At 64.2% G+C, this 24,462-nt stretch carries 21 protein-coding genes and 1 pseudogene; 13 read left to right on the top strand and 9 right to left on the bottom strand.

The genetic code is table 11. The features are described 5' to 3' along the window. Nucleotides 1-125: 125 nt before the first annotated feature. The 4 genes from speD to QD356_RS15010 form a co-directional block, all read right to left on the bottom strand. Complete coding sequence (gene speD, locus QD356_RS15025; protein WP_043334620.1) at nt 126-920, bottom strand: adenosylmethionine decarboxylase; 795 nt, start codon at nt 918-920, stop codon at nt 126-128. A gap of 313 nt (nt 921-1,233) precedes the next feature. Then, nucleotides 1,234-1,659: an OsmC family protein gene (locus QD356_RS15020; protein ID WP_054557233.1), complete on the bottom strand. Its 426-nt coding sequence runs from the start codon at nt 1,657-1,659 to the stop codon at nt 1,234-1,236. A gap of 178 nt (nt 1,660-1,837) precedes the next feature. After that, nucleotides 1,838-2,692 (bottom strand): nucleotidyltransferase family protein, encoded by an 855-nt coding sequence (locus tag QD356_RS15015; protein WP_279878232.1) that lies wholly within the window; start codon nt 2,690-2,692, stop codon nt 1,838-1,840. Beyond that, complete coding sequence (locus QD356_RS15010; RefSeq protein ID WP_192839133.1) at nt 2,692-3,930, bottom strand: phosphotransferase; 1,239 nt, start codon at nt 3,928-3,930, stop codon at nt 2,692-2,694. Before QD356_RS15010 ends, QD356_RS15015 begins: the two co-directional genes overlap by 1 nt. Before the next feature lie 170 nt (nt 3,931-4,100). On the opposite strand from QD356_RS15010, the gene QD356_RS15005 reads away from it, so the two are divergent. The 8 genes and pseudogenes from QD356_RS15005 (at nt 4,101) to QD356_RS14970 (ending at nt 13,306) form a co-directional block, all read left to right on the top strand. Next, on the top strand, nt 4,101-6,695 hold the full coding sequence (locus QD356_RS15005) for an LPS-assembly protein LptD (RefSeq protein ID WP_225996626.1): 2,595 nt from the start codon (nt 4,101-4,103) through the stop codon (nt 6,693-6,695). A gap of 82 nt (nt 6,696-6,777) precedes the next feature. After that, nucleotides 6,778-8,061, top strand: a complete 1,284-nt coding sequence (locus QD356_RS15000; protein ID WP_043334629.1) for a peptidylprolyl isomerase — start codon at nt 6,778-6,780, stop codon at nt 8,059-8,061. A gap of 27 nt (nt 8,062-8,088) precedes the next feature. Next, entirely contained in the window at nt 8,089-9,105 is a 1,017-nt protein-coding gene (pdxA, locus tag QD356_RS14995; protein WP_043334631.1) for a 4-hydroxythreonine-4-phosphate dehydrogenase PdxA, read from the top strand. A 194-nt stretch (nt 9,106-9,299) separates the two neighbouring features. After that, nucleotides 9,300-10,088 (top strand): annotated as a pseudogene (gene rsmA / locus QD356_RS14990) (16S rRNA (adenine(1518)-N(6)/adenine(1519)-N(6))-dimethyltransferase RsmA); the annotation flags it as partial. Nucleotides 10,089-10,273: 185 nt separating this feature from the next. Then, a complete protein-coding gene (apaG, locus tag QD356_RS14985) occupies nt 10,274-10,654 on the top strand; it encodes a Co2+/Mg2+ efflux protein ApaG (protein ID WP_043334633.1) in 381 nt (126 codons plus the stop codon). A 71-nt stretch (nt 10,655-10,725) separates the two neighbouring features. After that, nucleotides 10,726-11,565, top strand: a complete 840-nt coding sequence (locus QD356_RS14980; RefSeq protein WP_131432747.1) for a symmetrical bis(5'-nucleosyl)-tetraphosphatase — start codon at nt 10,726-10,728, stop codon at nt 11,563-11,565. 78 nt (nt 11,566-11,643) lie between these two features. After that, the gene (gene glpE, locus QD356_RS14975) at nt 11,644-11,970 is read left to right on the top strand and encodes a thiosulfate sulfurtransferase GlpE (RefSeq protein ID WP_054557228.1); all 327 of its coding nucleotides are present in this window, start codon (nt 11,644-11,646) and stop codon (nt 11,968-11,970) included. Nucleotides 11,971-12,061: 91 nt separating this feature from the next. Further along, nucleotides 12,062-13,306, top strand: a complete 1,245-nt coding sequence (locus QD356_RS14970) for a polynucleotide adenylyltransferase (RefSeq protein WP_192839132.1) — start codon at nt 12,062-12,064, stop codon at nt 13,304-13,306. Between the two features lie 177 nt (nt 13,307-13,483). Here QD356_RS14970 and QD356_RS14965 read toward each other — a convergent pair whose 3' ends face one another. After that, nucleotides 13,484-14,104: a glycerol-3-phosphate acyltransferase gene (locus QD356_RS14965; protein ID WP_192839131.1), complete on the bottom strand. Its 621-nt coding sequence runs from the start codon at nt 14,102-14,104 to the stop codon at nt 13,484-13,486. Nucleotides 14,105-14,265: 161 nt separating this feature from the next. Here QD356_RS14965 and folB point away from each other — a divergent pair, with 161 nt between their 5' ends. Next, the gene (gene folB, locus QD356_RS14960; RefSeq protein ID WP_043334640.1) at nt 14,266-14,643 is read left to right on the top strand and encodes a dihydroneopterin aldolase; all 378 of its coding nucleotides are present in this window, start codon (nt 14,266-14,268) and stop codon (nt 14,641-14,643) included. After that, nucleotides 14,640-15,179 carry a 2-amino-4-hydroxy-6-hydroxymethyldihydropteridine diphosphokinase gene (gene folK / locus QD356_RS14955; RefSeq protein WP_054557226.1) on the top strand — a complete coding sequence of 180 codons (540 nt, stop codon included), beginning with the start codon at nt 14,640-14,642 and terminating at the stop codon, nt 15,177-15,179. Before folB ends, folK begins: the two co-directional genes overlap by 4 nt. A 155-nt stretch (nt 15,180-15,334) precedes the next feature. Here folK and tsaD read toward each other — a convergent pair whose 3' ends face one another. Further along, nucleotides 15,335-16,375 carry a tRNA (adenosine(37)-N6)-threonylcarbamoyltransferase complex transferase subunit TsaD gene (gene tsaD / locus QD356_RS14950; RefSeq protein WP_192839130.1) on the bottom strand — a complete coding sequence of 347 codons (1,041 nt, stop codon included), beginning with the start codon at nt 16,373-16,375 and terminating at the stop codon, nt 15,335-15,337. Between the two features lie 425 nt (nt 16,376-16,800). On the opposite strand from tsaD, the gene rpsU reads away from it, so the two are divergent. The 3 genes from rpsU (at nt 16,801) to rpoD (ending at nt 21,506) form a co-directional block, all read left to right on the top strand. Next, on the top strand, nt 16,801-17,016 hold the full coding sequence (rpsU, locus tag QD356_RS14945) for a 30S ribosomal protein S21 (protein WP_024951433.1): 216 nt from the start codon (nt 16,801-16,803) through the stop codon (nt 17,014-17,016). 228 nt (nt 17,017-17,244) lie between these two features. Beyond that, nucleotides 17,245-19,341, top strand: a complete 2,097-nt coding sequence (dnaG, locus tag QD356_RS14940) for a DNA primase (protein WP_192839129.1) — start codon at nt 17,245-17,247, stop codon at nt 19,339-19,341. A gap of 326 nt (nt 19,342-19,667) precedes the next feature. Next, nucleotides 19,668-21,506: an RNA polymerase sigma factor RpoD gene (gene rpoD, locus QD356_RS14935; protein ID WP_043334650.1), complete on the top strand. Its 1,839-nt coding sequence runs from the start codon at nt 19,668-19,670 to the stop codon at nt 21,504-21,506. A gap of 210 nt (nt 21,507-21,716) precedes the next feature. Here the strand turns inward: rpoD and QD356_RS14930 are convergent, their stop codons facing one another. The 3 genes from QD356_RS14930 to QD356_RS14920 all read right to left on the bottom strand — a co-directional run bounded on the left by QD356_RS14930 (nt 21,717) and on the right by QD356_RS14920 (nt 24,357). After that, complete coding sequence (locus QD356_RS14930; protein ID WP_054557224.1) at nt 21,717-22,043, bottom strand: hypothetical protein; 327 nt, start codon at nt 22,041-22,043, stop codon at nt 21,717-21,719. Nucleotides 22,044-22,458: 415 nt separating this feature from the next. After that, nucleotides 22,459-23,193 (bottom strand): hypothetical protein, encoded by a 735-nt coding sequence (locus tag QD356_RS14925; protein WP_107335965.1) that lies wholly within the window; start codon nt 23,191-23,193, stop codon nt 22,459-22,461. Between the two features lie 153 nt (nt 23,194-23,346). Continuing rightward, nucleotides 23,347-24,357 (bottom strand): LysR substrate-binding domain-containing protein, encoded by a 1,011-nt coding sequence (locus QD356_RS14920; protein WP_192839128.1) that lies wholly within the window; start codon nt 24,355-24,357, stop codon nt 23,347-23,349. Nucleotides 24,358-24,462 lie beyond the last annotated feature (105 nt).

Genomic DNA, 24,462 nt, shown 5'->3' with positions numbered 1-24,462 from the left:
ACCGGCAGGCAGGCAACAAAAAGCCCCTGACACCGTGAGGTGTCAGGGGCTTTTTTCGGACTGTCATCAGGCCTCAGGCAAGCAGGCACAGGCGCTGCGACTGCCGTGCATGACGCAGATGATGATCAGTCGAAGTTGCGCGAGTAGAAGATCTCGAGCATTTCACGACGCAGACGGCCTTCGATGTTGGTGGCTTCCTCGAAGGTCAGCTCGCGACGCGAGGTGCCGAAGAGGTAGTTGTCCAGCTCGAAGTCCTTGAGCAGCATCTTGGTGTGGAACATGTTCTCTTGATACACGTTCACATCGACCATCTGGTAGGCACGCTTGGTGTCTTCCGCCAGGTAATCCTGGATGGAGGTGATGTCGTGATCGATGAACAGCTTCTTGCCATCCACGTCGCGCGTGAAGCCACGCACGCGGTAGTCCATGGTCACGATATCGGAATCGAAGCTGTGGATCAGATAGTTCAGCGCCTTCAGCGGGCTGATCATGCCACAGGTCGAGACATCGATATCGAGACGGAAGGTGCTGATACCGTTGTCCGGGTGGGACTCGGGATAGGTGTGCACCGTGACGTGAGACTTGTCCAGATGGCCGACGACCGTTTCCGGCAGCGGGCCCGGGCCCGGCGCGGTCTGGGACACGTCCTGCTCTTCCAGCTCGTGCTCGGCGATCAGGATGGTCACGCTGGCACCATGCGGCTCATAGTCCTGGCGTGCGATGTTCAGCACGTGGGCACCGATGATGTTGGTGACATCCTTGAGGATCTGGGTAAGACGCTCGGCATTGTAGAGCTCATCGATATAATCGATATACGCCGTGCGCTGCTCTTCGGTCTGCGCGTAGCAGATGTCGTAGATATTGAAGCTCAACGAACTGGTGAGGTTGTTGAACCCGTGAAGGCGGAGTTGATCGCTCACGTCCAGGCCTCCTTGAAATGGGAGGGTGGTATGACATCCGATGCGCCATTGCAATGGGGCTGAGGCAGGCATCGGGCCGAAGAGGGCATCTCGAAAGGTCCGTCCCGGGCGCTGGCAGCATGACTCACAGGGAGCATTGCGTACCATCTTTGCCACGAGACGACCGGTGAGACGACCGGTTTGAGGGGCGTATTATGCACAGGCAGGGCTGACACGCCAGCGACAATTCCCGCCGATCCTGGCGAGACGTCGTCAGTGGTGCGCTCCCTCCCGCCGTCGGTGGGGCCTTGAGCGGCGGGAGGGCGAGGCGTGATCAGGCCGCGATGTCGATGACTTCGTAGGAGTGAGTGATCTCGACACCCCCGGCGCTCAGCATCAGGGAGGCGCTGCAGTACTTCTCGGCGGACAGCTCGACGGCACGCTTGACCTGGGATTCCTTGAGGTTGCGACCGGTGACCACGAACTTGACGTGAATCTTCGTGAACACGCTCGGCACGCTATCGGCGCGCTCGGCGCTCAGTTCGGCGTGACAGTCGGTGACCTGCTGGCGGGCCTTTTCCAGAATCTGGATGACATCGAAGCTGGTGCAGCCGCCCAGACCCATCAACAGCATTTCCATCGGACGCGGGCCGGTGTTGCGACCGCCGTTGTCCGGATTGCCGTCCATGACCACGCTGTGGCCGCTGCCGGATTCGGCGAGGAACTGGCGACCATCGGTCCATTTGATGCTGGCGTTCATTGCCATGTCGGAACTTCTCCTTCTGATAAGTCGTTGATGCGCCACCGGCCCGGCGCTAGTGGCTATAAAGGCCAGGGGCTACAGGAATAAGGGCGCGGTGAGCACGATGGCGCACAGGGTAGCATTGTCATCGGCGTGCCCGGAGGAACGTCCAGCGCTGAGCTTATATCGCGCTGGCTCAGGCCCTGGCGTGGCTCAGCAGCTCATCCAGCTCGGCCAGACGCTGTGGGGTGCCGACATCAATCCAGGCGCCGCGATGATGCAGGCCGCGCACCTCGCCATGCTGCATGGCCTCACGCAGCAGCGGCGCCAGCTTGAAGACGCTGTCGGGGCCCTGATAGGCCGGCGTCTCGGCGATGGCGCGGCGGATTAGGCGCGGTGACAGCCACGACACGCCGGAGAAGGTCAGCCGGCTGCCGGCCTGCTCTTCTTGCTCATCTTTCTCTTCCTTTTCGTCCTGTTCGTCGCTCTCGGCGCCGGCTTCATCCTTCACTATCCCCGTTGGGGTGAGCAGGAAGTCCCCGCGGGGATGATGTGGCGGGTTGTCCACCAGACCCGCCAGCGCCTGCGGCTGGTCGGCAAGCGGGGCCAGTGAATGGCTCGCCAGCGCCTGGATGGTCAGCAGCGTGAGGTCGACGTCACACCAGACATCGCCATTGATCAGCAGGAAGGGCGTGTCATCGCCTGCATCCTGCGTCAGCGCATCGGAGAGTGACAGGGCGCGAGCGATGCCGCCGCCGGTTTCCAGCGGCGTCTCCTCGCGCGAGAAGATCAGCGTCAGGGAGCGCTTGCGCCCCTGCCAGCAAGCCTCGAGCTGGCCTTGGGCATTCGGCTTCGCGGCGAAGTGGCTCAGAATCCTGTCGGCCAGGTGGCCGACATTGATGACGACCTTGTCCACATCGATCGCTTCCAGACGCAGCAGATGGTGCTCAAGCAACGGCAGCCCGGCGACTTCCAGCAACGGCTTGGGAGTGTGGTCGGTCAGCGGGCGCATGCGCGTGCCGAAACCGGCCGCCAGAATCATCGCGCGCATCAGTGGCTCCCCGGCTGGTTATCGGCATTTGCTGCGCTTTCCCCACTTGCCGCAGCGCTCTTCGCCGTAGCGGTGGCCGCATTGCGCTGCAGGCGGGCGGCGCGATCGGCGAGGGCTGCCAGCTCATCGTAATCATCGAGGTTGATCTCGGGGCGCTCGCCATTGGCGAGACGCAGATCGCGCGCCTCGCATTCCTCGGCCAGCCGCAGCGACAGCGCCGGCGTCAGCACCTCATCCAGCCAGTGGGTGAAGGAGATCAGTTCCGGGCAGAAGGCCAGACCTTCGCGCAGGTGGCCGAGGAAGCGCGGCATCAGCGTCAGGTAGCGAGGCTTGGCGTCCCGCAGTGTCAGACGCGCGAAGATGCCGAGAATCTTGAGATTGCGCTGCACGCCCATGCGCTCGACGCTCTGGCGGTATTCCAGCGGGCTCGGTGCCGGCAGGCCGGCCGCGGCGTAGCGTGGCAAGGCGGCCAGACGCGCCTGCTCGATCCAGCGCGCCATGGCGGGTTCCGGCCAGCGCCAGTGACGGTCGCGCAGCAGCGAGATCAGGTCGTAGTTCTCGGGGCCGCTGACGGCGTCCTGAAAATCGATGATCCACAGCCGGGGCTGGTGCTGGGATGCCGACTGATGCAGGAACAGGTTCTGGGCATGGAAGTCGCGATGCACGGTCACCACCGGTTGCGCGCTGGCGGCCGCGAGCAATTGGTCAGTCAGCTTGCCCCAGGCGGCGTAGCGGCGGTCATGCGGCATGTCGAGAAGCTGGCCGAGACACCACTCCGGAAACAGCTCCAGTTCGGCGGACAGGCGGGCGTCGTCATAGGCAGGCAGGTTGCCGGACGGCAGCTGATGCAGCTGCTCGAGCAGCCCGATGGCTTCGCCATAGTAGTGGTCGGCGTGCTCGGTGCTGGTCAGGGCGGTCATCAGCGGAGTGTCGCCGAGGTCTTCCAGCTCCAGGAAGCCGAGTGTCTCGTCGAAGGCGAAGACCTCGGGCAGCGGCAGGCCGGCGTCGCGCCATTGGCGGGCGATGGCGACGAAGCCGTGGCTGTCTTCCTTCTCGGGTGGGGCGTCCATCAGGATGCGCGCCGGCGTGGCCGGGTCGAGTTCCTCGAGGTGCAGGCGGAAATAGCGGCGGAAGCTGGCGTCGTCAGCCACGGCGCTCATGCGCACGGCCTCTGGCGTGAGGTCGTGGCGGGCGGCGGCCCAGGCGTGCAGCGCCTGGCGGCGGGCGTCGGATGTCATGGGGCTTGGGCTCCTGTCGGCGTGTGCGGGGCCGGCTGTCAGTTGACGCCTGTGCCGCGGCCCCGCATGCTGTCGTGTGGTGACGAGAGGCAGGCGGAACCGGCAAGCAGGAAGGCCGGTTGCTGGGCCTGTATAATACCGATTCCCCCAGCCAAGGACACAGAGCAGCCATGGCCCAGCGCAGCCATTCATCCCATCCGGGCAAGCCGACGACCGCTCCCGGGCGACGTCAGCGTCGCTTCGCGACTCCCTCTCTGTCTGCTCATTCCCGGCAGGCACCGATAGCCCGATTGGGCGATGACCGCCCGGTCTGGCAGCTCAAGCCACTGGTTTTCCGTCTGCTGTGGACCCTGGCGCCACTGGCCGCCGGCGCCCCTCTGATGGCACAGGCCGCTCCGCCCGAGCCCCTGTCAGCCAGTCAGCTCGACTGGCAGCCCTATGATGAGGTGCCGCAGGGCAAGCTGTGCTCCGGGCGCTATGTCACGCCGGCCTACCGTATCGAAGCGGGCGACACGCCGGAGCAGGTCACGACCTCGGCCGACAAGGCCAACTACGGCAACGATGGTGTCGCCACCCTGATGGGGGAGGTGGTGCTGCGCCGCGGCGATTCCCAGCTGGAATCGCCCGAGGTCAGCGTCAACGAGGCGCGTGACACCGCCACCGCCAAGGGGCCTGTCACCTATCGCCAGCCCGGGGTCTTGCTGCGTGGCGACGACGCGCGGGTCTCGCTCAACAGCGATGCGGCAAGCGTCGACAACGGCCACTACGTCTTTCACGAGCAGCATGTGCGCGGCGACGCGGTGCAGCTGGCGCGTCTCGAGGATGGTCGCTACCGCTTGAAGGATGCCAGCTTCACCTCCTGTGAGCCGGGCAACAGCCTGTGGCGCCTGGTCGGCAGCGACATCACCATCGATCAGGACTCCGGCTGGGGAACGGCCAAGCATGCGCGCATGGAAATGGGCGGCGTGCCGGTCTTCTACTGGCCCTACGTGCGCTTCCCGGTCGATGACCGTCGCCACACGGGGCTGCTGTGGCCGCAGTTCAGCTACACCAGCTCCAGCGGCTTCGATTACGCCCAGCCGATCTACCTGAACCTGGCCCCCAATTACGATGCCACCCTCACGCCGCGTTACATCTCCGAGCGTGGCGAGATGCTGGAAGGCGAGTTCCGCTATCTATTGCCGCGTGGCGATGAAGGCAGCATCGAGGGCGCCTGGCTCGCCGATGACGATGGCGGCAGCGACCCCGACGATGATGAGGAAGACCTGATCGGCGAGGACCGCTGGTACATCAACTACCAGCATGCTGGCCGCTATGATGCCCGTACCGACTACCAGTTGAAGTACGGCGCCGCCTCCGATGGCAATTATTTCGACGACTTCGGGCGCAATTTCGGGGAAACGGAAACCGATAGCCTCGAGCGTCTGGCACAGCTCGATTATCACGGCGATGTCTGGGACCTGCAGTTCAAGGCGCAGGGCTACCAGCGCATGGACTACCCGCTGGATAACGATGACAAGCCGTTCTACCGTCTGCCGAGTCTGACCGCGGATGGCCGCTGGAGTCAGTCCAACGGCTTCTACGAAGAGTGGAATTCCAACGCGACCTACTTCTGGCGTGATGTCGATGAGACGGATACCGACATCGACGAAGACCAGGCCGCCAATGGTTCGCGCCTGCGTCTGGCGCCGGCGCTGGGCTGGCGCAGCGATCAGAGCTGGAGCTTCATCGAGCCGCGCGCCCAGCTGGTCAGCCTGTCATACAGCCTGGACTACGGTGACCGCGAGACCGACCGCAGCACCAGCCCGTCCGCCACCATCCCGGTACTGTCACTGGACAGCGGCCTGATCTTCGATCGCGAGACCGAATGGTTCGGCGACGGCTATACCCAGACGCTGGAACCGCGCCTCTATTACGCCTACGTGCCGGAGGTCGACCAGTCCGATCTGCCCGACTTCGACACCTCGGAAGATGCCTTCAGCTGGAATCAGCTGTGGTCGCCGTACCGCTTCAGCGGGGGTGACCGCGTCGGTGATACCAACAAGGTCTCCTACGGCGTGTCGTCACGCTTCATCAGCGATGAAAGCGGCCGTGAGCGCCTCAAGCTGGGCGTCGGCCAGTCGAGCTACCTGTCGGACCGCAACATCGACATGGACGGTGATCCGGACAAGACCTCACGCTCCGACTTCGACAGCTACTCCGACTACTATCGTGCGACGCGTGACCGCTCGCCGGTGGTCTTCCAGGCCGATGTGGTGCTCAACGACCAGTGGACTGCCTCCCAGGCCGTGTTCCAGGATTTCGATCGTGGCGTGACCGAAAGTGCCCAGACCTCGCTGCGTTATCGTGCGGAACAAGGCACGGTACTGAACTTTGGCTTCAATCGTGAGATCGAAGGCTTCGTGCCTTACGACGATGAGGACGAGGATGACGTGCTGGGCTATACCCGCAACGAGTGGGATTTCTCCTTCGCGACGCCGATGAGCGAGAGCTGGTCGCTGCTGGGCCGCTACATGTATGACAGCACCAATTCCCGTTCACTGGAGAAGGTGTTGGGCGTGCAGTACAACGATTGCTGCTACGGCGTGCAGGTCACCTGGCGTGAATGGCAGGATGACAACGACACCGCCAACACCATCTCGGATGACGAAGAGAAGAATGGCATCTTCCTGACCTTTGAATTCAAGGGCTTGGGAGGCGTTGGCCAGAGTGCTGACAGCTACCTGGAACAGGCCGTACCGGGCTATCGCAACGCGGGCTTCTGAGTCGCCGCGCCAGGCCGTGAATGACGCCAGGGCGCCGCCGCAGGGCGGCGCCATCAACATTTTTACGCCGAGAGAACATGTGATGCGCAAGACCCTGATTGCCCCGCTGGGGCTGGCATTTGTGCTGGCGAGTCTGCCGGCCGGTGCCGCCGAGTTGCTCGACCGCGTGGTTGCCGTGGTCAACAAGGACGCCATCATGCAAAGCGACATGGAGCAGCGCGTCACCCAGGCGAGTCAGCAGTTGCAGAGCCGTGGCATCAACCTGCCGCCGCGCGACGTGCTGGAGCGTCAGGTTCTTGATCGTATGGTCAACGAGCAGATTCAGCTGCAGCTGGCGGAACAGGCCAACCTCAGCATCGATGACACCCAGCTCAACGCCACCCTGCGTGGCATCGCCAAGGACAACGGCATGAGCCTGGAAGCCTTCGCGGACAAGCTCGAGCAGGACGGCATGTCACTGGCCCAGGTGCGCGATCAGGTGCGTCGTGAGCTGCTGGTGCAGCAGATCCAGCAGCGCAGCGTGGCTAGCCGGGTGCGGATCTCCGATCGTGAGATCGATCGCTATCTCAATCAGCAGAATGTCGGCAGCGACGTCCAGTACCATCTGGCCCACCTGCTGGTGGCACTGCCCCAGGAGCCGACGCCGGACCAGGTCAAGGCCGCGCGCGCCAAGGCCGACAGCCTGCGCCAGCAGATCGAGCAGGGCACCGATTTCGCCCAGCTGGCTGCCGCCGAATCCGCCGGCAGTCAGGCGCTGAGCGGCGGCGATCTCGGCTGGCGTTCCGGCGGTGAGCTGCCGACGGTATTCGCCGATGTCATCCCGAACATGCAGGCCGGTCAGGTCTCCGAGCCGCTGCGCAGTGCCAGCGGCTATCACCTCGTCAAGCTGATCGAGAAGCGTGGCGCGGGCAAGGCGTTGATTTCCCAGACGCGCGCACGCCACATCCTGATCCAGCCCAACCCGAACCTCAGTGATCAGCAGGCGCTTGAGCGTGCCGAGTCCATTCGCCGCCGTCTGCTGGGAGGCGAGGACTTCGCCGCGCTGGCTCAGGAATTCAGCGACGACAAGGGCAGCTCTCTCAAGGGTGGTGAGCTGGGTTGGGTCAGCCCGGGCCAGACGGTCTCCTCCTTCGAGACGGCCATGAATGGTCTGGACGTGGGCGAGATCAGCCAGCCGGTCAAGAGCCGCTTCGGCTACCACATCATCGAAGTCGAGGAGCGTCGCCAGCAGGATGTGACCAACTCCAGCCAGCGTGACAAGGTGCGCAAGACCCTGTTCCAGCGCAAGCTCAATGATGAGCTCGAAGCCTGGCAGCAGCAGGTGCGTGCCGAGGCCTATGTCGACAACCGTCTCGATGAGCAGTAAGTCCGAGTGGAGCAGCGAGACACCGTCATGAATCGTCGCGAAGAGACTGCGCCCGACATCATCGCCCTGACCGCCGGCGAGCCGGCGGGCATCGGCCCGGAACTGCTGGTCATGCTGGCCGGTCAGGCGGAAGCGTTCCCCGCGCAGCTGGTCGCCGTGGCGGACCCCGCCTTGCTGGTCAGTCGTGCCCGCCTGCTGGGACTGCCGCTGGTGGTGCATGAGCTGGCGCCGGGCGACCCGCTGCCGCCGGCCCGCAATGGTGAGCTGGCCGTGTGGCCGGTGCCGCTGGCAGTGCCCAGCGAGCCGGGCGTGATCGATGCGCGCAATGGCGATCATGTGCTGGCGATGCTGGATGTCGCCATCGCCGCCTGCCAGGCGGGTCATGCCAGTGCGATGGTGACGGCGCCGCTGTCCAAGGCCGCCGTGATCGAGGCCGGGCATGCGGGCTTCACCGGCCACACCGAATACCTGCGCGATGTCTGCGGGGTCGAGGAAGTGGTCATGATGCTGGCGTGCCCCGGGCTGCGGGTGGCGCTGGCCACCACGCACCTGCCGCTGCGCGAGGTGGCCGATGCCATCACGCCCGAGGGCCTGACGCGGGTGATGAAGATCCTCGCCAAGGACCTGACGCGCTACTTCGGCTGTGCCGCACCGCGCATCGCGGTGTGCGGGCTCAATCCGCATGCCGGCGAGGGCGGGCACCTGGGGCATGAGGAGATCGAGGTGATCTCCCCGACGCTCGACGCCCTGCGCGCGACCGGCATGCAGCTGGATGGCCCGCTGCCGGCCGATACCCTGTTCACGCCGCGGCATCTGGAGGGCGTGGATGCGGTACTGGCGATGTACCACGACCAGGGCCTGCCGGTGCTCAAGTATGCCGGCTTCGGTGAAGCCGCCAACATCACGCTGGGCCTGCCGATCGTGCGTACCTCCGTGGATCACGGCACGGCGCTGGACCTCGCCGGCAGCGGACGTGCCGACGTCGGTAGCCTGTTGCAGGCCGTGCGTGTCGCCATCGAGATGGCAGCCGCCGCGCGAGCCTGAGATAATCCCCGCATCACTCGGGCGTGACCGCATGGCGGCACGTCAGGCGTACGCCACAGCGTGGCGTCTCGCTACCCCAGTCATTCGACCATCGAGGATGGTCTCGCCGCCCCGGTCTGCCTGTGTCCCTGCAGGCCATGGCGGCGTCTTGTTGTCGGGAGTCCCGACGGATTCCCAGGAGGAAGGTCAGTCCCATGTCCCAACATTTCCCCGCGCATCGCGCTCGCAAGCGTTTCGGTCAGAACTTTCTGCAGGACCTTGGCGTTATCTCTCGCATCGTGAATGCCATTCGTCCCGCGGAAGGCGAGCGCCTGGTCGAGATCGGCCCGGGGCAGGGTGCCTTGACCGGCCCGCTGCTGGAAGCGGCAGGCAAGCTGGAAGTCATCGAGCTGGACCGTGACCTCATCCCGGGTCTGCGCGTGCAGTTCTTCAACTACCCGGACTTCGTGATCCACGAAGGCGATGCCCTGCGCTTCGATTTCCCGGAGCTGGTCGGTGATGGCCCGGCACTGCGCGTGGTCGGCAATCTGCCGTACAACATCTCCACCCCGCTGATCTTCCACCTGCTGGAAGCACGCGGCGCGATCTCTGACATGCACTTCATGCTGCAGAAGGAAGTCGTCGAGCGTCTGGCCGCCGAGCCGGGTGGCACCGACTGGGGCCGCCTGTCGGTGATGACCCAGTATTACTGCGCGGTGGAAAATCTGTTCCTGGTGCCGCCGAGTGCCTTCTTCCCGGCGCCGAAGGTGGATTCCGCCATCGTGCGTCTGGTGCCGCACCGTGAATTGCCGCATCCGGCCAAGGACGAGAAGCTGCTCGCCGTCATCGTGCGCGAAGCCTTCTCCCAGCGCCGCAAGACGCTGCGCAACAACTTCAAGGGCCGCATCGATGCCGACCAGCTGACCGCGCTGGGCATCGATCCCTCGCGTCGTCCGCAGACACTGACCGTCGCTGAGCTGGTGATGATCAGCAACCACCTCAGTGAGCAGGGCATGACGGTGGACAAGGCCGACAAGGCTCCGAAGAAGCGTCCGCGCAGCAATGTCGGCCACGGTGCGCCGGCAGCCGACAGTGCCAGTGGTAGTGATGGGAATAGTGACAGTGGCGAGCGCCTCGATGCCGAGAGCGATGCCAAGGGCGACGCCCGCAACGCCAGCGACCACGACGCATGAGTAGCGTGGCGGACATCCGTATCGACGCCGTACCCGAGTACTGCGCCGACGAGAGTCGTCCTAGCGAGAACCGACACGTGTTCCGCTACACCATCACCGTGCACAACGGGACGGATGAGACCGTGCAGCTGCTGGCGCGCTACTGGAAGATCACCCAGGGCAGCGGCGATGAGCAGGAAGTACGTGGCAAGGGCGTGGTCGGCAAGCAGCCGCTGATCGCGCCCGGCGAGAGCTTTCGCTATACCTCGCGCGCCGTGCTCGACATGCCGGTCGGCGTGATGCAGGGGGCCTATACCTTCTGTGACGCGACCCATGCGCGCACCTTCGAGGTCGCCATCGCACCGTTCCGTCTCGCCGGTCCGCATCAGGTTCACTAGGGTGGCCGCGTGACGCAGCGTTTCGTATTCAAGACAGCAAGTCAGGCCGCCACGGCGGTCAGGGAGTGGGCATGACGCAGTGGGCGATTGGCGATTTGCAGGGCTGCCATCAAGAGTTCGAACTTCTGTTGCAGCGCCTCGATTTCACGCCGGGGCGCGATGTGCTGTGGCTGGCGGGAGACCTGGTCAATCGCGGGCCGGGCTCGCTGGAGTGCCTGCGTCTGGTCAAGTCGCTGGGCGATGATGCGCGGGTGGTGCTGGGCAACCATGATCTCCACCTGCTGGCGGTAGCTGAGGGCTTCAGCCGCCACAAGCGCTCCGATACGCTGACGCCGATTCTCGAGGCGCCGGACCGTGAGGAGCTGCTGGACTGGCTGCGTCGTCAGCCGCTGATGGTGGATGCGCTGGTCGGCAATCGCCGCACCGTGATGAGCCATGCCGGCGTGTTGCCGAGCTGGACGCTGGACCAGGCGGCCGGTTATGCCCGCGAAGCGCACGCCGTGCTGGCGGGCGACGACTATCGAGGCTTTCTCGGCGAGATGTACGGCAATACGCCGGACCGCTGGCAGGAGGATCTCGAAGGCACGCCGCGCCTGCGCTGCATCGTCAATGTCTTCACGCGCATGCGCTTTCTGCACAGTGATGGCCGACTGGATTTCGCGGCCAAGGAAGGGCTGGACAGCGCGCCGGAGGGGAGCCGTCCCTGGTTCCAGTACCCGCGTCCCGAAGGGGCCTGGGATGATTCGCCGCGCCTGCTGTTCGGTCACTGGGCTGCTCTGGAAGGCGAGACACCGGCGGCGCGTCAGGATGTCGAGGCGCTGGACACCGGCTGCGTGTGGGGCGGTGGCCTGACGGCGCTCAATCTCGAGACGGAAGAGCGCGTCTTCGAGCCGGCGCTGACCTCGCGCTGAGCGCCCTCCCGTCGCCAGTGACAGCAGGTCTGCCGTCGCTGGCGAATGCCTTTCCCTTACTCAACAAGCGGAGTCCGCATGAGTTTCGAACATCTTGATCTCGCAACCCTCAGTGACTGGCGCCAACGCGACCCGTCGCTCGTGGTACTCGATATCCGCGATCCGCTCAGCTTCACGCAGGGGCGTATCCCGGGCAGCCGTCATCTGGACAACGCCAGTGCCGGTGCCATTCTGGAAGACACCCCGCGCGACAAGCCGCTGGTGGTGGTCTGCTATCACGGCCATTCCAGTCAGCAGGCCGCCGCCTGGCTGGCGGGGCAGGGCTTCGAGAAGGTCTATTCCCTCGATGGTGGCTTTACCCAGTACCAATTGACGCATGGTGATGACGTCGAGAGCGGTAGCTGACGCCGCCTGCACGTGACTGCTGTCACTGGCCTTACTTCCTCGCTTTCCTCATTCAGCTTTGTATCTCGTGCCGCAGGGCAAGGACATTCGCATGACTCAGACGACGCCTTCTTCACTGACCGATTCGCGTGACCGCCTGTTGAGCGGGCTTGAGGTCTATCGCGTGGGCGGCGCGGTGCGTGATGCGCGCCTGGGTTGGCCGTGGCACGAGTGCGACTTCGTGGTGGTGGGCGCGACGGTGGAAGACATGCAGGCGCGTGGCTTCCGGCCGGTCGGGCGGGACTTCCCGGTCTTCCTGCATCCGCAGACCCAGGAGGAGTACGCGCTGGCGCGTACCGAGCGCAAGTCCGGCCACGGGTATGTCGGCTTCAGCGTGCATGCCAGCCCCGATGTGACGCTGGAAGAGGACCTCATTCGTCGCGACCTGACCATCAATGCCATGGCCGAACCGCTCGACAGCACGCCGGGGCAGGGCGAGGTGATCGACCCTTACGGTGGCCTGGCGGATCTCGAGGCGCGCGTGTTGCGTCATGTCTCGAGCGCCTTCAGCGAAGACCCGCTGCGCGTATTGCGCGTGGCACGCTTTCTGGCGCGCTATCAGGGGCTCGGCTTCACGGTCGCGGAGGAGACACGGCAGATGATGGTCGCCATGGTCGAGAGCGGCGAGGTCTCGCATCTGGTGGCCGAGCGGGTCTGGAAGGAGACCGAGAAGGCGCTGGGCGAGGCCAGTCCCGAGGCCTACTTCCAGCTGCTCGACGAACTGGGGGCGCTGGCGGTGCTGATGCCGTCGCTGACCCGCGATGCCGAACAGCTCACAGCGGCGCTGGCGCGTCTGGACCGCCTGCCGCGTCAGCTGGTCGATGAGGCGGAGATGGTCTGCTGGCGCATGGCGCGCCTGGTGGAGCACCTGTCACGCGACGAGATCGATGCCCTGGCGCAGGACTTGCGCCTGCCCAGCGCCGTGCGTGACGCCGCCCAGCAGGCACGTCTTTGCCGGGAATTGAACGAGGCCTCGCGGCGGGAAGGTGGCGTGAGCGCAGCCGATCTCAAGGTCTGGCTGGATGGTGTCGATGCCTGGCGGCGTGGCGAGCGCCAGTCGGTGCTGGTGGCCCTGCTGGCCGTCGAGGACAAGGGGTTGGCGCGGCTGGGCAATGCCGTCTGGCAAGCCGCGACGGCGGTGTCGCCGCAGTCTCTGGTCGAACAGGGCCTGAAAGGGGCGGAGATCGGGCGTGCGCTCAGTGAGCAGCGCCAGCAGGCCATCGAGCAGGCGCTGAGCGAATGGCAGGCCATGCCGGAAGTGCACGCGCCTCATTGTGGCTGCGGACACAGTCACTGATCACCTGCCCACTGTTGAGTACCTGGCCTGAGCACCTGCTCTGAGCAAATGATCCGAGTATATGACCCCGAAAGCCCCGGCCTAGCGCCGGGGCTTTTGCGTCGTGGCATCAGGAAGGGTTTTGTGAGGCGGAGCGTGTTTTTCATGAGCAGTGCGCTGCGTGTGAGCAAAGCATGCTTACAGGCGCGGCTCGCTGCCATCGCTCAGGCGGCGCAGATTCAGTGCATGACGAATCACGATCAGGCTGGCGAAGACCAGAATCACGCCGCTCATCTGCGGCGCCAGCCACAGGCTGAACAGGGGTGCCGCCAGTCCGGCCACCAGCGAGGCGATGGCCGCCGTGCGCAGTCGCCAGGCCAGCCCGACCCACAGCGCGGCGCAGCTCAAGGCGACGCCAGGCGCCAGCATCAGCAGCACGCCAAAGGCAGCGGCCACGGCCTTGCCGCCGCGATGGCCACGGTGCCACAGCGGCAGGCTGTGGCCGATCAGCACGGCCAGCCCGATCAACCCCAGAGCCCAGGGCGGCAGCGAGAGCGCCAGCCCCAGCCAGAGTGCCGGCATGCCCTTGGCGGCATCGAAGACCAGCACCAGGGCGGCGGGCAGCGCGCCATGCAATCGCAGCACATTGGAGAAGCCCGGATTGAAGGAGCCCGCCAGGCGTGGGTCGGCCAGCCGCAGTCGCTGACAGATCCACACCGCGCCCAGCACCGAACCGCTGGCATAGGCCACGGCCATCAGCAGGCTCAACTGTTGCCAGGCGGCCAGTTGCGCGGTCCACTCGATCAGGCCCGTCAGCATGATGTCGACCCGCTGCGTGCCCGAGGTGTCGCACACAGGCAGGGAGAGAGGGGCAGGCAGCTTGGCCAAGCAGGGGCCGGGTGCAGTAGAATCAGTCGCATGATGGCGGGGCCTTGGGCGTCGTTTTTATTCGTTCATTCGACAAGCATAGAGGTAACGCCGTGGATCGTGTGCTGATCGAGGCTCTGGCCGTGGAAACCGTGATTGGTGTCTATGACTGGGAGCGTACCATTCGCCAGCGTCTGGTGATGGATCTGGAAATGGCCACGGATATTCGTGCCGCAGCTGCCGACGATGACCTGACGCACACCCTGGACTACGCCGCCATCAGCGCGCGCATCCAGACCTTCGCCGAAGAGAGCCACTTCGAGCTGGTGGAAACCTTCGCCGAGCGCCTGGCAGCGCTGCTGCGTGAAGAGTTCGGCATTCCCTGGTTGACCATGACGGTGCGCAAGCCGGGCGCCGTGCCGGAAGCCGCCGCCGTTGGCGTGCGCATCGTGCGCGGCAGCCTCGAGACCGTCTCGGATGCGCCGGCATGAGTCTGGTGCTGATCTCCATCGGTAGCAATATCGAGCGCGAGCATCATGTGCGGGTCTGCCTGGATGCGCTGGAGGCGACCTTCGGCAACCTGACGCTGTCCTCCGTCTACGAGAGCGAGCCGGTGGGCTTCGTCGACGGGCGCAACTTCCTCAATCTGGTCGCGGGTTTCGAGAGTGACTGGAGCGTCGGCGAATTGCAGGCCTGGTGCAAGCAGCTCGAGCTGGCCAATGGTCGCCTCAAGAACAGCGCCAAGTTCAGTCCGCGCACCCTGGATCTGGACCTGCTGACCGTCGGTACCCTGACAGGAGAGATCGATGGCGTGATGCTGCCGCGCGATGAGGTCGATCGCAATGCCTTCGTGCTGCTGCCGCTGGCCGAGTCGTTCGGCGAAGAGCGCCACCCCGTCACCGGCGAGGATTACGCCTCGCTGTGGAAGGCGTTCGTGGCCGCCGGGCGCGCCGAACAGCAGCCGTTGTGGCCGGTGGACTTCAGCTGGCGCTGCCGCATGATCTCGCGCGCCGATGCTACGGTCTGACGCTGCTCTTGATGCCCCAGCCTGACGCTATCAGGCGCCATATTGCTGGTGTCAGTGTCCGGCGGTGAGTGTGACCGGCCCCTCAATGACAACGCCCTGCCGATTCTCATCGGCAGGGCGTTGTTGTCTGACAGGGCGCTGGCGTCTGGCAGGGCTCAGTCCTGCGCTTTGCTCGGGGCCGCCAGGCTGTCCAGCGGCCAGCGCGGCACGGCCTTCATCGGGCCGGTGTCCTGCTCGCCGGCATTCAGGCGTTGCGCGCCCACGTAGGCGATCATCGCGCCGTTATCGGTGCAGAAGCGGCCGCGCGGGTAGTAGGCGCGGGCATTGCGCTTGGTCAGCTCATGGCTCAGGCGCTCACGCAGACGGGTGTTGGCGCTCACGCCGCCGGCGACGACCAGGCGCTTGAGGCCGGTCTGGTCCAGCGCGCGACGACACTTGATGACCAGGGTGTCGACCACGGCTTCCTCGAAGGCGCGTGCGATATCGGCGCAGTGCTGCTCATCCAGGTCATCCGCAGCCTTGGCCTTCTTGAGCGTGACCATGGTATGGGTCTTGAGGCCGGAGAAGCTGAAGTCGAGGCCCGGGCGGTCTGTCATCGGGCGCGGGAAGCGATAGCGCTTGGGGTCGCCCTGTTCGGCCAGCTTCGCGACCTGCGGGCCACCGGGGTAGGGCAGTTCCAGCATCTTGGCGGCCTTGTCGAAGGCTTCGCCGGCGGCGTCATCCACGGACTCGCCGAGCAGCTCGTATTCGCCCAGTCCGCGCACCGCGACCAGCTGGGTGTGCCCGCCGGAGACCAGCAGCGCCACGAAGGGGAATTCGGGCGCGTCGTCTTCCAGCATCGGCGCCAGCAGGTGGCCTTCCATGTGGTGGACGCCGAGCACCGGCACTCCCCATGCCTTGGCGAGCCCATGCGCGGTCGACGCGCCGACCATCAGCGCGCCGACCAGGCCCGGGCCTGCGGTATAGGTGATGGCATCGATGTCAGCGGCCTTCAGCTGCGCCTCATCCATTACCTGCTGGATCAGCGGCAGCAGCTTGCGAGTGTGATCACGCGACGCCAGTTCCGGCACCACGCCGCCGAATTCGGCGTGCATGGCGATCTGGCTGTAAAGGGCATCTGCAAGCAGGCCCTGGTCCGTGTCGTAGATGGCGACGCCGGTCTCGTCGCAGGAAGTCTCGATGCCGAGCACACGCATGGCTGACTCTCAGGAAATATCAGAAGTAGAGGGCGGCACGACCAGCGAGGCTGCCTGAGCGAGCCCGAGAGGCGTGTGTGCCGTGAATGCGCGACATTCTACTGGCTGTGAGCACGGGTGTCGCGCCAGCTGGCGTTGAGGCAGAGAGGATTTCCGGTTTCCGCGTTTGCAAAGCCGGGGGCGGGTGTCTAGAATATGGCACTCTGCAAGACTGGGTCGTGCATCCGACCACCCCGCAAAAGCTCCCCGAATCATGATTCCAGCCAGCGACGGCTACCCTCACCGGTGGTGTCGCAGGCGACTGATTGATGCTGGATCGACCTGCAGGTGGCGGTTTACCGTCGCTGGCTGGTGGCTCCTGAGGAGTGGCTGCACCGGATGTGCGTTCAAACCGAACTCATGATCTCAAGGTAGGTGAGTGTTTAATGCCTTCAGTTAAAGTACGTGACAACGAGCCGTTCGACGTCGCCCTGCGCCGTTTCAAGCGCTCCTGCGAAAAAGCCGGTGTTCTTTCCGAAGTGCGTCGTCGTGAGCACTACGAGAAGCCGACAGCTGTTCGCAAGCGTCAGCAGGCGGCCGCTGTAAAGCGCCACGCCAAGAAGGTTCAGCGTGAGCGCAAGCGTTTCGAGCGTCTCTACTGATCCGTACTTTTGGGGAGTGATGTTCTGCTCTCTGGAAGGACACCAAGCGGCTGCCTCACGGTGGCCGCTTGTTTTTGTCTCTAGTGGTCCGTTTGTTCTCGAGCCGTGTGCCGTTGCCTGGCGCATGTCGCTAACTCGAGGAATGGCCTGACCCGAAGGTAGCCGCTCACTTTGCTGAGCCGACACTATCTTGCGGTCAGTCCGTTTTTCCACGACTTCTGGCGAATCATGGCTGGTCTTATCCCCCAAGGCTTCATTGACGATCTGCTGGCCCGCACCGACGTGGTCGAGGTGGTGGGTGAGCGCGTCCAGCTGAAGAAGGCCGGCAAGAGCTATGTCGGCCTCTGTCCGTTCCATCAGGAAAACTCTCCCTCGTTCAACGTCATCCCGGACAAGCAGTTCTATCACTGCTTCGGGTGCGGGGCGAGCGGCAGTGCGCTCAAGTTCCTGATGGAGTTCGATCGCTTGCCGTTCCCCGAGGCCGTGGAGCAGCTGGCCTCGCGGCTGGCGCTTGAAGTGCCGCGCGAAGGCGGCAACCAGAGTCCGCACGAGCGCCGTGAGCGCCAGCGTCGCGAGCAGGCCCGCGAAGAGGGCGTCAATCTGCTCGAGGCGGCCGCGGACTTCTATCGTCAGCGCCTGACGGAACCGGCCGCGCAGCCGGCACGTGAGTATCTGGAAGGCCGTGGTCTGTCGCGCGAGGTCATGCGTGATTTCGGCATCGGCTTCGCGCCGGAAGGCTGGGAGCACCTCAAGCATCACCTGAGCAAGCTGGGTGTCAGCGAGGATGTGCAGATCGAATACGGCCTGCTGATCCATCACGAGGAAAGCGGTCGCCGCTATGACCGCTTCCGCGATCGCGTGATGTTCCCGATCCGTGACTGGAAAGGCCGCACCATCGCCTTCGGCGGTCGCGTGATGGGCGATGCCAAGCCCAAATACCTGAATTCTCCCGAGACTCCCGTCTTCCACAAGGGGCGCGAGCTCTACGGTCTGTTTGAAGCCCGTGAGGCGAATCGCAAGCTGGAACGCATGCTGATCGTCGAAGGCTACATGGACGTGGTGGCACTGGCGCAGTACGGCATTCGCAATGCCTGCGCGACCCTGGGCACCGCGACCAGTGAGGAGCACCTCAAGCGCCTCTATCGCCTGGTCGATGAGGTGGTGTTCTGCTTCGACGGCGACAAGGCCGGTCGGCAGGCGGCGCGCCGCGCGCTGGAGACCGTGCTCGAGGTCATGATCGATGGGCGTCAGGCGCGCTTCCTGTTCCTGCCGGAAGGCGAGGACCCGGATTCCCTGGTGCGTAGCGAGGGTCAGGAGGCATTCGAGAAGCGTGTCACCTGCGCCTCCGGGCTCTCCGAGTTCCTGTTCGAGCAGGCCGCGGAAGGACGCGACCTCAAGCGCATGGAGCAGCTCGAGCGGTTCGTGACCCAGGCGCTGGAGTGGATCTCGCGCGTGCCCGAAGGGGTGCTGCGCTCGCTGCTGCTCAAGGAGCTGGAGCGACGCAGTGGTCTGGAGCGTGAGCGGCTGGACGCCATGCTGGTGGAGCGCGCCGCGGCGCGTGAAGCCCAGCAGGCACGGCTGCGTCAGCACCAGCAGCTACGTCAGCACCCTCAGCAACAGCAGCGTTCGCAACCGCAACAACGTCAGCCCGGCGCGACACACTCGACACCGCGCTCAGCGTCCGCTGCCAGTCCTCAGGACGGCGCGACGCTGAGTGACGCGCAGGATGAGTGGTCGTCGCTGGAGGCGATGGCAGATGCCGGCTTCGGCGACAGCGAGCCCGATGGCTGGCAGCCGGATGACTGGCAGTCGCATGGCGAGATGCCTGCGGGGCAGGGCGCTCAAGCTTCGCGCGCGACGCCGGCCAGGTCTCAGAAGCGCACCTCGGTCAGCATGCTGACGCGCCTGTTGCATCTTCTGGTGCACGAGCCGCAGCTGGTCGCCGAGCTGCCTGACTCCAATGAGTGGATCGAAGGAGCGGGCGAGCCGGCCGACAGCGAGGATGCGCAGCTGTTGAACGACGTGGTGCGTCTCTTGAAGGCGGGGCAGTATCGTTCGCCTCAGGTGCTGTTGGCGCACTTCCTCGGTACCGCACAGGGGCCGAGACTTGAGCAGCTGGCAGCCCGGGAATTGCTGATTCCGCGTGACGTGCGCAGCGAAGAGCTGAAGGGGCTGGTGGAGCATTGCCAGCATCAGCAGGCGCGCACCACGCCGGAAGCGGAATATCAGGCCTTGCTGGCCAAGGAAAAGCGTGGCGAGAAGTTGTCGGCAGAAGAGAAGCAGCGGCTGATGGCCCTGCTGATGGAGCTGGCAACACGGCGCTGACGCAGTCTCGGTGCCAGGAAGGCCGACAATGGTGGAAATGCCGTGAGAGCTGAGGCGATGGCGCAGGAAAATACGCCCCATGGCCTTGAAAGACGCACTCATGCCCACTATTTAATGAGGTAGCTCCCGATGCGGACTGCCGCAACGTAACCGATAACGCTAACACACCTGGATGGTCCGGCAAATACGCCGCTGGCAGCATCTCCTGATGGCACGCTATACTGGTGCGCTTGATGCTCTCTTCGTCCCTATACCGGCGCCATGCTCACTCGCTGAGCCGCGTCGCGTCCAGGTGCTTCATTCTTCTTCGTCGAGATAGGGGTTCTATGGCTGGTAATGCGCAGCAGCAGTCGCGTCTCAAGGAGTTGATCGCGCGCGGTAAGGAACAGGGTTACCTGACCTATGCCGAGGTCAACGATCACCTGCCCGAGGATATCGCTGATCCCGAACAGGTGGAAGACATCATCAGCATGATCAACGATATGGGCATCAAGGTCGCGGAAGAAGCGCCCGATGCCGATACCTTGATGATGTCTGATTCCTCCACTGACGAGTCTGCCGCCGAAGAGGCCGTTGCCGCCCTCGCCGCGGTGGAAAGCGATGTGGGACGCACCACCGACCCCGTCCGCATGTACATGCGTGAGATGGGCACCGTGGAACTCCTGACCCGCGAAGGCGAAATCAAGATCGCCAAGCGGATCGAGGAGGGCACGCGTGAGGTGATGTCGTCGCTGGCATTCTTGCCGGGGGCAGTCGACTCCATCCTGGAAGCCTACGACGGCACTCTGGGCGAAGACGGCGGACGTCTGTCCGATCTCTTCTCCGGTTTCATCGACCCTGACGAAGGCGTGCCGGGTGTCGCTGAAGTCGAAGTCGAGGAAGTCGAAGAGATTCCCGAGGGCGAAGAGTCCGAAGGCGACGAAGACGAAGACGACGATTCCGCCTCTGAAGGTGGCCCGGACCCCGAGCTGGCCCGCGTCCGCTTCGAGCAGATCCGTGAACAGAACGAGGCGACCAAGGCCGCCATCGAGAAGTACGGTTCCGGCTCTGCCGAGGCGAAAGCCGAGCAGGACCGTCTTGCCGAGCTGTTCTCGCCGATCAAGCTGGTGCCCAAGCACTTCGAGCGTCTGGTCGGTCAGGTTCGCGTGTCCGTCGAGCAGGTGCGCGAGCAGGAAAAGGTCATCCTGCAGATCTTCGTCAAGCGCGGCAAGGTGCCTCGCAAGAGCTTCATCAAGGCTTTCCCGGGCCATGAGTCCGACATGGACTGGTTCGACAGCTTCATCGGTGGCAGCAAGAAGTACGCCGACAAGCTTGAGCCGTTCCGTGCCGACGTGCTGCGTGCCCAGCGCAAGATCGCCTTCGAGCAGGACATGGTCCAGCTGCCGGTCAGCGAGCTGAAGGAAGTGAACCGTCGCCTGTCGATCGGTGAAGCCAAGGCGCGTCGTGCCAAGAAGGAAATGGTCGAGGCCAACCTGCGTCTGGTCATCTCCATCGCCAAGAAGTACACCAACCGTGGTCTGCAGTTCCTGGATCTCATCCAGGAAGGCAACATCGGTCTGATGAAGGCCGTGGACAAGTTCGAGTACCGTCGTGGTTACAAGTTCTCGACCTACGCCACTTGGTGGATCCGTCAGGCGATCACTCGCTCCATCGCGGACCAGGCGCGCACCATCCGTATTCCGGTGCACATGATCGAGACCATCAACAAGCTGAACCGTGTCTCGCGTCAGATGCTGCAGGAAATGGGTCGCGAGCCGACGCCGGAAGAGCTGGGCGAGCGTCTCGAGATGCCGGAAGACAAGGTGCGTCGCGTGCTCAAGATCGCCAAGGAGCCCATCTCCATGGAGACGCCGATCGGTGACGATGATGATTCGCACCTGGGTGACTTCATCGAGGACGGTACCATGGTCTCGCCGATCGACTCTGCCACTGGCGAAGGTCTGATCGAAGCGACCCGCGGCATCCTGTCCGGCCTGACCGCACGTGAAGCCAAGGTGCTGCGCATGCGCTTCGGTATCGACATGAACACCGACCATACCCTCGAGGAAGTCGGCAAGCAGTTCGATGTCACCCGTGAGCGTATCCGTCAGATCGAAGCGAAAGCGCTGCGCAAGCTGCGTCACCCGTCACGCTCCGAGTCACTGCGTTCCTTCATGGAAGAGTGATCTGAAGCACTTGGGGCCACGCCTGAACTGCTGGCCCCGCAGACAAGACAACGCCCGCCCCCATGCGAATGGGGGCGGGCGTTGTCGTTTGTGGGCTTTACGTTACGCGTCTTTCTCTACGGGCTGTGCCGCCTTCAGGCTTGTCTTTACGGACCTTGCCACCTTCGAACTGCGTCGTTAAAGGTCTGCGTGATGTGCCCTGTGGGGCTATCAGGCGCCGTGGCGCAGCTGGTGAGACGAAGGCGTTGCCGCCACGCTGAAGACGACACGGCCCTTGATGCACTGGCGGGAGACCGGCCCCATCTGCTCGCTGCTCAAGCCGTCGGGGTGCTCTCCGCGTAGCCACAGGCGGCCGTTGTCGTCGATGCGATGCAGGCGCTTGACCAGCTGGCCGAGCCTGGGATGTTCCACCACGACGGTGGCGCCGGGCGTCAATCGCCAGCGACTGGGCCAGCGCATGCTGATGATGAGACTGTGCTGCGGGAGACTGGGGGCAAGACTATGACCGTGCAAGCGGTAGCTACTGAACCAGCGCATGTGAGGCTCCTTGAGAATGAGGGCATGACACGGTCAAGATCCTGTCGGTGCTTTCCTGTGGCAGTGGCGATAGTTGAATTGTATCCACTGCTTAGTAAAATATAATCATTCTCATTTGATGTCCAGCCGTTTCCTGTCAGCGCATCGCGCAATGGCTATCGAGAGACGGCTGTCTAGCGCAGCCTGTCGAGAGAAGGCTGTCGAGTAGAGACTGTCTCGCGAAGCCTGTTGAGAGTAGAAACGAAAAAAGCCGCGGCTCAGGTGAGCAGCGGCTTTTGGGAGAGTCACGGGTCTGTCTGTCTCTTTCACTTCATGTCATGTCACGTCACTTCGCGTTATTTCACGGGGCAGGGCGAAGTGACGGCCATGCGACAGGTCATGCTCGCAGCTCGGCAAGAGGGTTTTGCTGCCGGGCTCAGTCGTTGGCGTTGAGCTCACGCAGCAGGGCGCGGCGCTGGCGGCCCATGCGGATCGCCAGCAGCACGATCTCGATCACGGCGATGGCCATCAGGGTGTAGCCGAACAGTTCGGTGACTTCCTCGGCGGCATTCTTGACCGAACGCAGGTAGGAGTCCCCCATCAGGGTTTCCCAGAATTCCGAGCGGCCGTAGAGGCGTGAGAAGACGTAGGTCGCCAGGAAGCCGGCGCCGAACAAGCCGAACGCGAAGCTGCGTCCGAAGTGCTCGAACTCGGCAATGAAGCGGCTGCGGTTGCGCCATACGCCGATGATGACCGGGATCGCGACCACGCTGACCAGGAACTGCCAGCTGCCATCGCCGATCATGCCGTCGAGCAGGGCGTCCTGTTCACGGATCAGGGACGCCGCGAACAGGCCGAACAGCAGCAGGCTGATGGTGCGCAGGTCCGGCAGGCGTGAATGCACCAGCCACATGGTGGCTGCGCTCAACGCCAACAGAGTGCTCTGCATGTGTTCTGTCCAGCTGGCTTCGCTGAAGCCGACATCACCGAAGTGGTGGGCATCATGCATGACCAGCGACATCATCGCGGCCACCAGCGGCGCATAGATGGCCAGGCGCAGGCAGGCTTGCATGAAGAGCGAAGTGGGCTTGCGCCCATACAGCGGCTGTTCGGCGCTGATGGGGAGCGGGACAGCGTTATGGTGCTGGGTATGCGAAGTCAGGCGAGACAAGGGACTCTCCGGACAGTCCATGGACTGCCTGTCAGGGTGAGGGTGTTGTTTGCCTGCTCATTATAACGATGCAAAGGTGCTCAGTTAATATTCTGGTAAGAAAACTGTGAGATTCCATTTCAGCATCGATGTTGCGCCGAGCGGAAATGTTCGTCAGCTCTGACGTAACCGATCCCGCTCGGCTTCCTCGACGATCCAGTCATGCACGGCCTGGATGCGGCCATCATCGAGGGTGCCGTGGGGATGGACGATGACGTAGCGCTTGCCGGTCAGCACCCGCTGCGCGAAGGGCGCGATCAGCGTGCCGCGCGACAGCTCGTCGGTGATCAGCGTGCGTCTTGCCATCGCGACTCCCATGCCGGCGATGGCAGCCTCCATCGACAGGTGGTTGCGGTTGAAGGTATAGCCACGCTGAACGTTGATCTCGGGCGCGCCGATGCTGGCCAGATAGAATTCCCACTCGGCGTGATCGTGACTGCCGCGCCAGGCGGTGATGTCGTGCAGCAGTGGGTACCAGGCGAGGTCCTCTGCGCTGCGCAGTGGCGGGCGGCCGCGCATCAGGCCGGGATGGCAGACGGGGAAGATCTCCTCTTCCATCAGGTCGGTGACTTGCATGCCCGGGTAGTGGCCGTCGTTGAGGTCGACCGCCAGCTCGAAATCACCCTCGCGCAGCGGTGAGTCACTGTCTTCGGCGCGCACGTGCAGCTCGATATCCGGAAAGCGTGCCTGCAGGCGCGGCAGCCGGGGCGCCAGCCATTTGGAGAGGAATGACGGCACCGAACGCAACCTGAGCACACCGCTCATCAAGCCGCTGCGCAGCCGTTTGACCTCCAGTCCCACCGCGCTATAGGACTGCTCCACTACGCGCGCCAGTCGCGCGCCTTCTCCTGTCAGCTCGAGTCCGCGTGAACGACGCAGAAACAGCTTGAAGCCCAGCCGCTCCTCCAGCTGCTTGATCTGCTGACTCACCGCGCCGGTGGTGACGTGCAGTTCTTCCGCCGCACGCGTGAAGGAGCCGTGACGCGCGGCGCAGGCAAATACCTGCAGCCAGGCATGGGTCTGACCATTCAGGTGGCGCAGGCTCGGTGTGGTGGCGGGCGTGCCTGTCGCCGTCGGCGGCGCGGCGGGGTCAGTACCAGGCGTGTTGTCGCGGGAAGACGTCATGGGCGGGTCTCATGCAAGCGCTGGAGGCAGATAGTGAGGGAGAAGCCGCGATGGCCAGATGAAGATGGCAGTGATAGCTAAAGGCATCAGGGCACAAGGTGGCGC

It is taken from the genome of Cobetia sp. 2AS, from assembly GCF_029846355.1.
In the GTDB taxonomy this organism is placed as follows: Bacteria; Pseudomonadota; Gammaproteobacteria; order Pseudomonadales; family Halomonadaceae; genus Cobetia; species Cobetia amphilecti.
This window is presented reverse-complemented; position numbering and strand designations above follow the sequence as displayed.

What these genes read in the sequence shown, in the direction of transcription:
- pdxA (WP_043334631.1), top strand. Translation starts at nt 8,089, where the DNA reads ATGAATCGTCGCGAAGAGACTGCGCCCGACATCATCGCCCTGACCGCC.
- apaG (WP_043334633.1), top strand. Translation starts at nt 10,274, where the DNA reads ATGAGTAGCGTGGCGGACATCCGTATCGACGCCGTACCCGAGTACTGC.
- QD356_RS14930 (WP_054557224.1), bottom strand. Translation starts at nt 22,043, where the DNA reads ATGCGCTGGTTCAGTAGCTACCGCTTGCACGGTCATAGTCTTGCCCCC.
- QD356_RS14980 (WP_131432747.1), top strand. Translation starts at nt 10,726, where the DNA reads ATGACGCAGTGGGCGATTGGCGATTTGCAGGGCTGCCATCAAGAGTTC.
- glpE (WP_054557228.1), top strand. Translation starts at nt 11,644, where the DNA reads ATGAGTTTCGAACATCTTGATCTCGCAACCCTCAGTGACTGGCGCCAA.
- rpoD (WP_043334650.1), top strand. Translation starts at nt 19,668, where the DNA reads ATGGCTGGTAATGCGCAGCAGCAGTCGCGTCTCAAGGAGTTGATCGCG.
- QD356_RS15020 (WP_054557233.1), bottom strand. Translation starts at nt 1,659, where the DNA reads ATGAACGCCAGCATCAAATGGACCGATGGTCGCCAGTTCCTCGCCGAA.
- tsaD (WP_192839130.1), bottom strand. Translation starts at nt 16,375, where the DNA reads ATGCGTGTGCTCGGCATCGAGACTTCCTGCGACGAGACCGGCGTCGCC.
- QD356_RS14965 (WP_192839131.1), bottom strand. Translation starts at nt 14,104, where the DNA reads ATGCTGACGGGCCTGATCGAGTGGACCGCGCAACTGGCCGCCTGGCAA.
- QD356_RS14920 (WP_192839128.1), bottom strand. Translation starts at nt 24,357, where the DNA reads ATGACGTCTTCCCGCGACAACACGCCTGGTACTGACCCCGCCGCGCCG.
- QD356_RS15010 (WP_192839133.1), bottom strand. Translation starts at nt 3,930, where the DNA reads ATGACATCCGACGCCCGCCGCCAGGCGCTGCACGCCTGGGCCGCCGCC.
- QD356_RS14970 (WP_192839132.1), top strand. Translation starts at nt 12,062, where the DNA reads ATGACTCAGACGACGCCTTCTTCACTGACCGATTCGCGTGACCGCCTG.
- QD356_RS15000 (WP_043334629.1), top strand. Translation starts at nt 6,778, where the DNA reads ATGCGCAAGACCCTGATTGCCCCGCTGGGGCTGGCATTTGTGCTGGCG.
- dnaG (WP_192839129.1), top strand. Translation starts at nt 17,245, where the DNA reads ATGGCTGGTCTTATCCCCCAAGGCTTCATTGACGATCTGCTGGCCCGC.
- QD356_RS15005 (WP_225996626.1), top strand. Translation starts at nt 4,101, where the DNA reads ATGGCCCAGCGCAGCCATTCATCCCATCCGGGCAAGCCGACGACCGCT.
- folK (WP_054557226.1), top strand. Translation starts at nt 14,640, where the DNA reads ATGAGTCTGGTGCTGATCTCCATCGGTAGCAATATCGAGCGCGAGCAT.
- rpsU (WP_024951433.1), top strand. Translation starts at nt 16,801, where the DNA reads ATGCCTTCAGTTAAAGTACGTGACAACGAGCCGTTCGACGTCGCCCTG.
- QD356_RS15015 (WP_279878232.1), bottom strand. Translation starts at nt 2,692, where the DNA reads ATGCGCGCGATGATTCTGGCGGCCGGTTTCGGCACGCGCATGCGCCCG.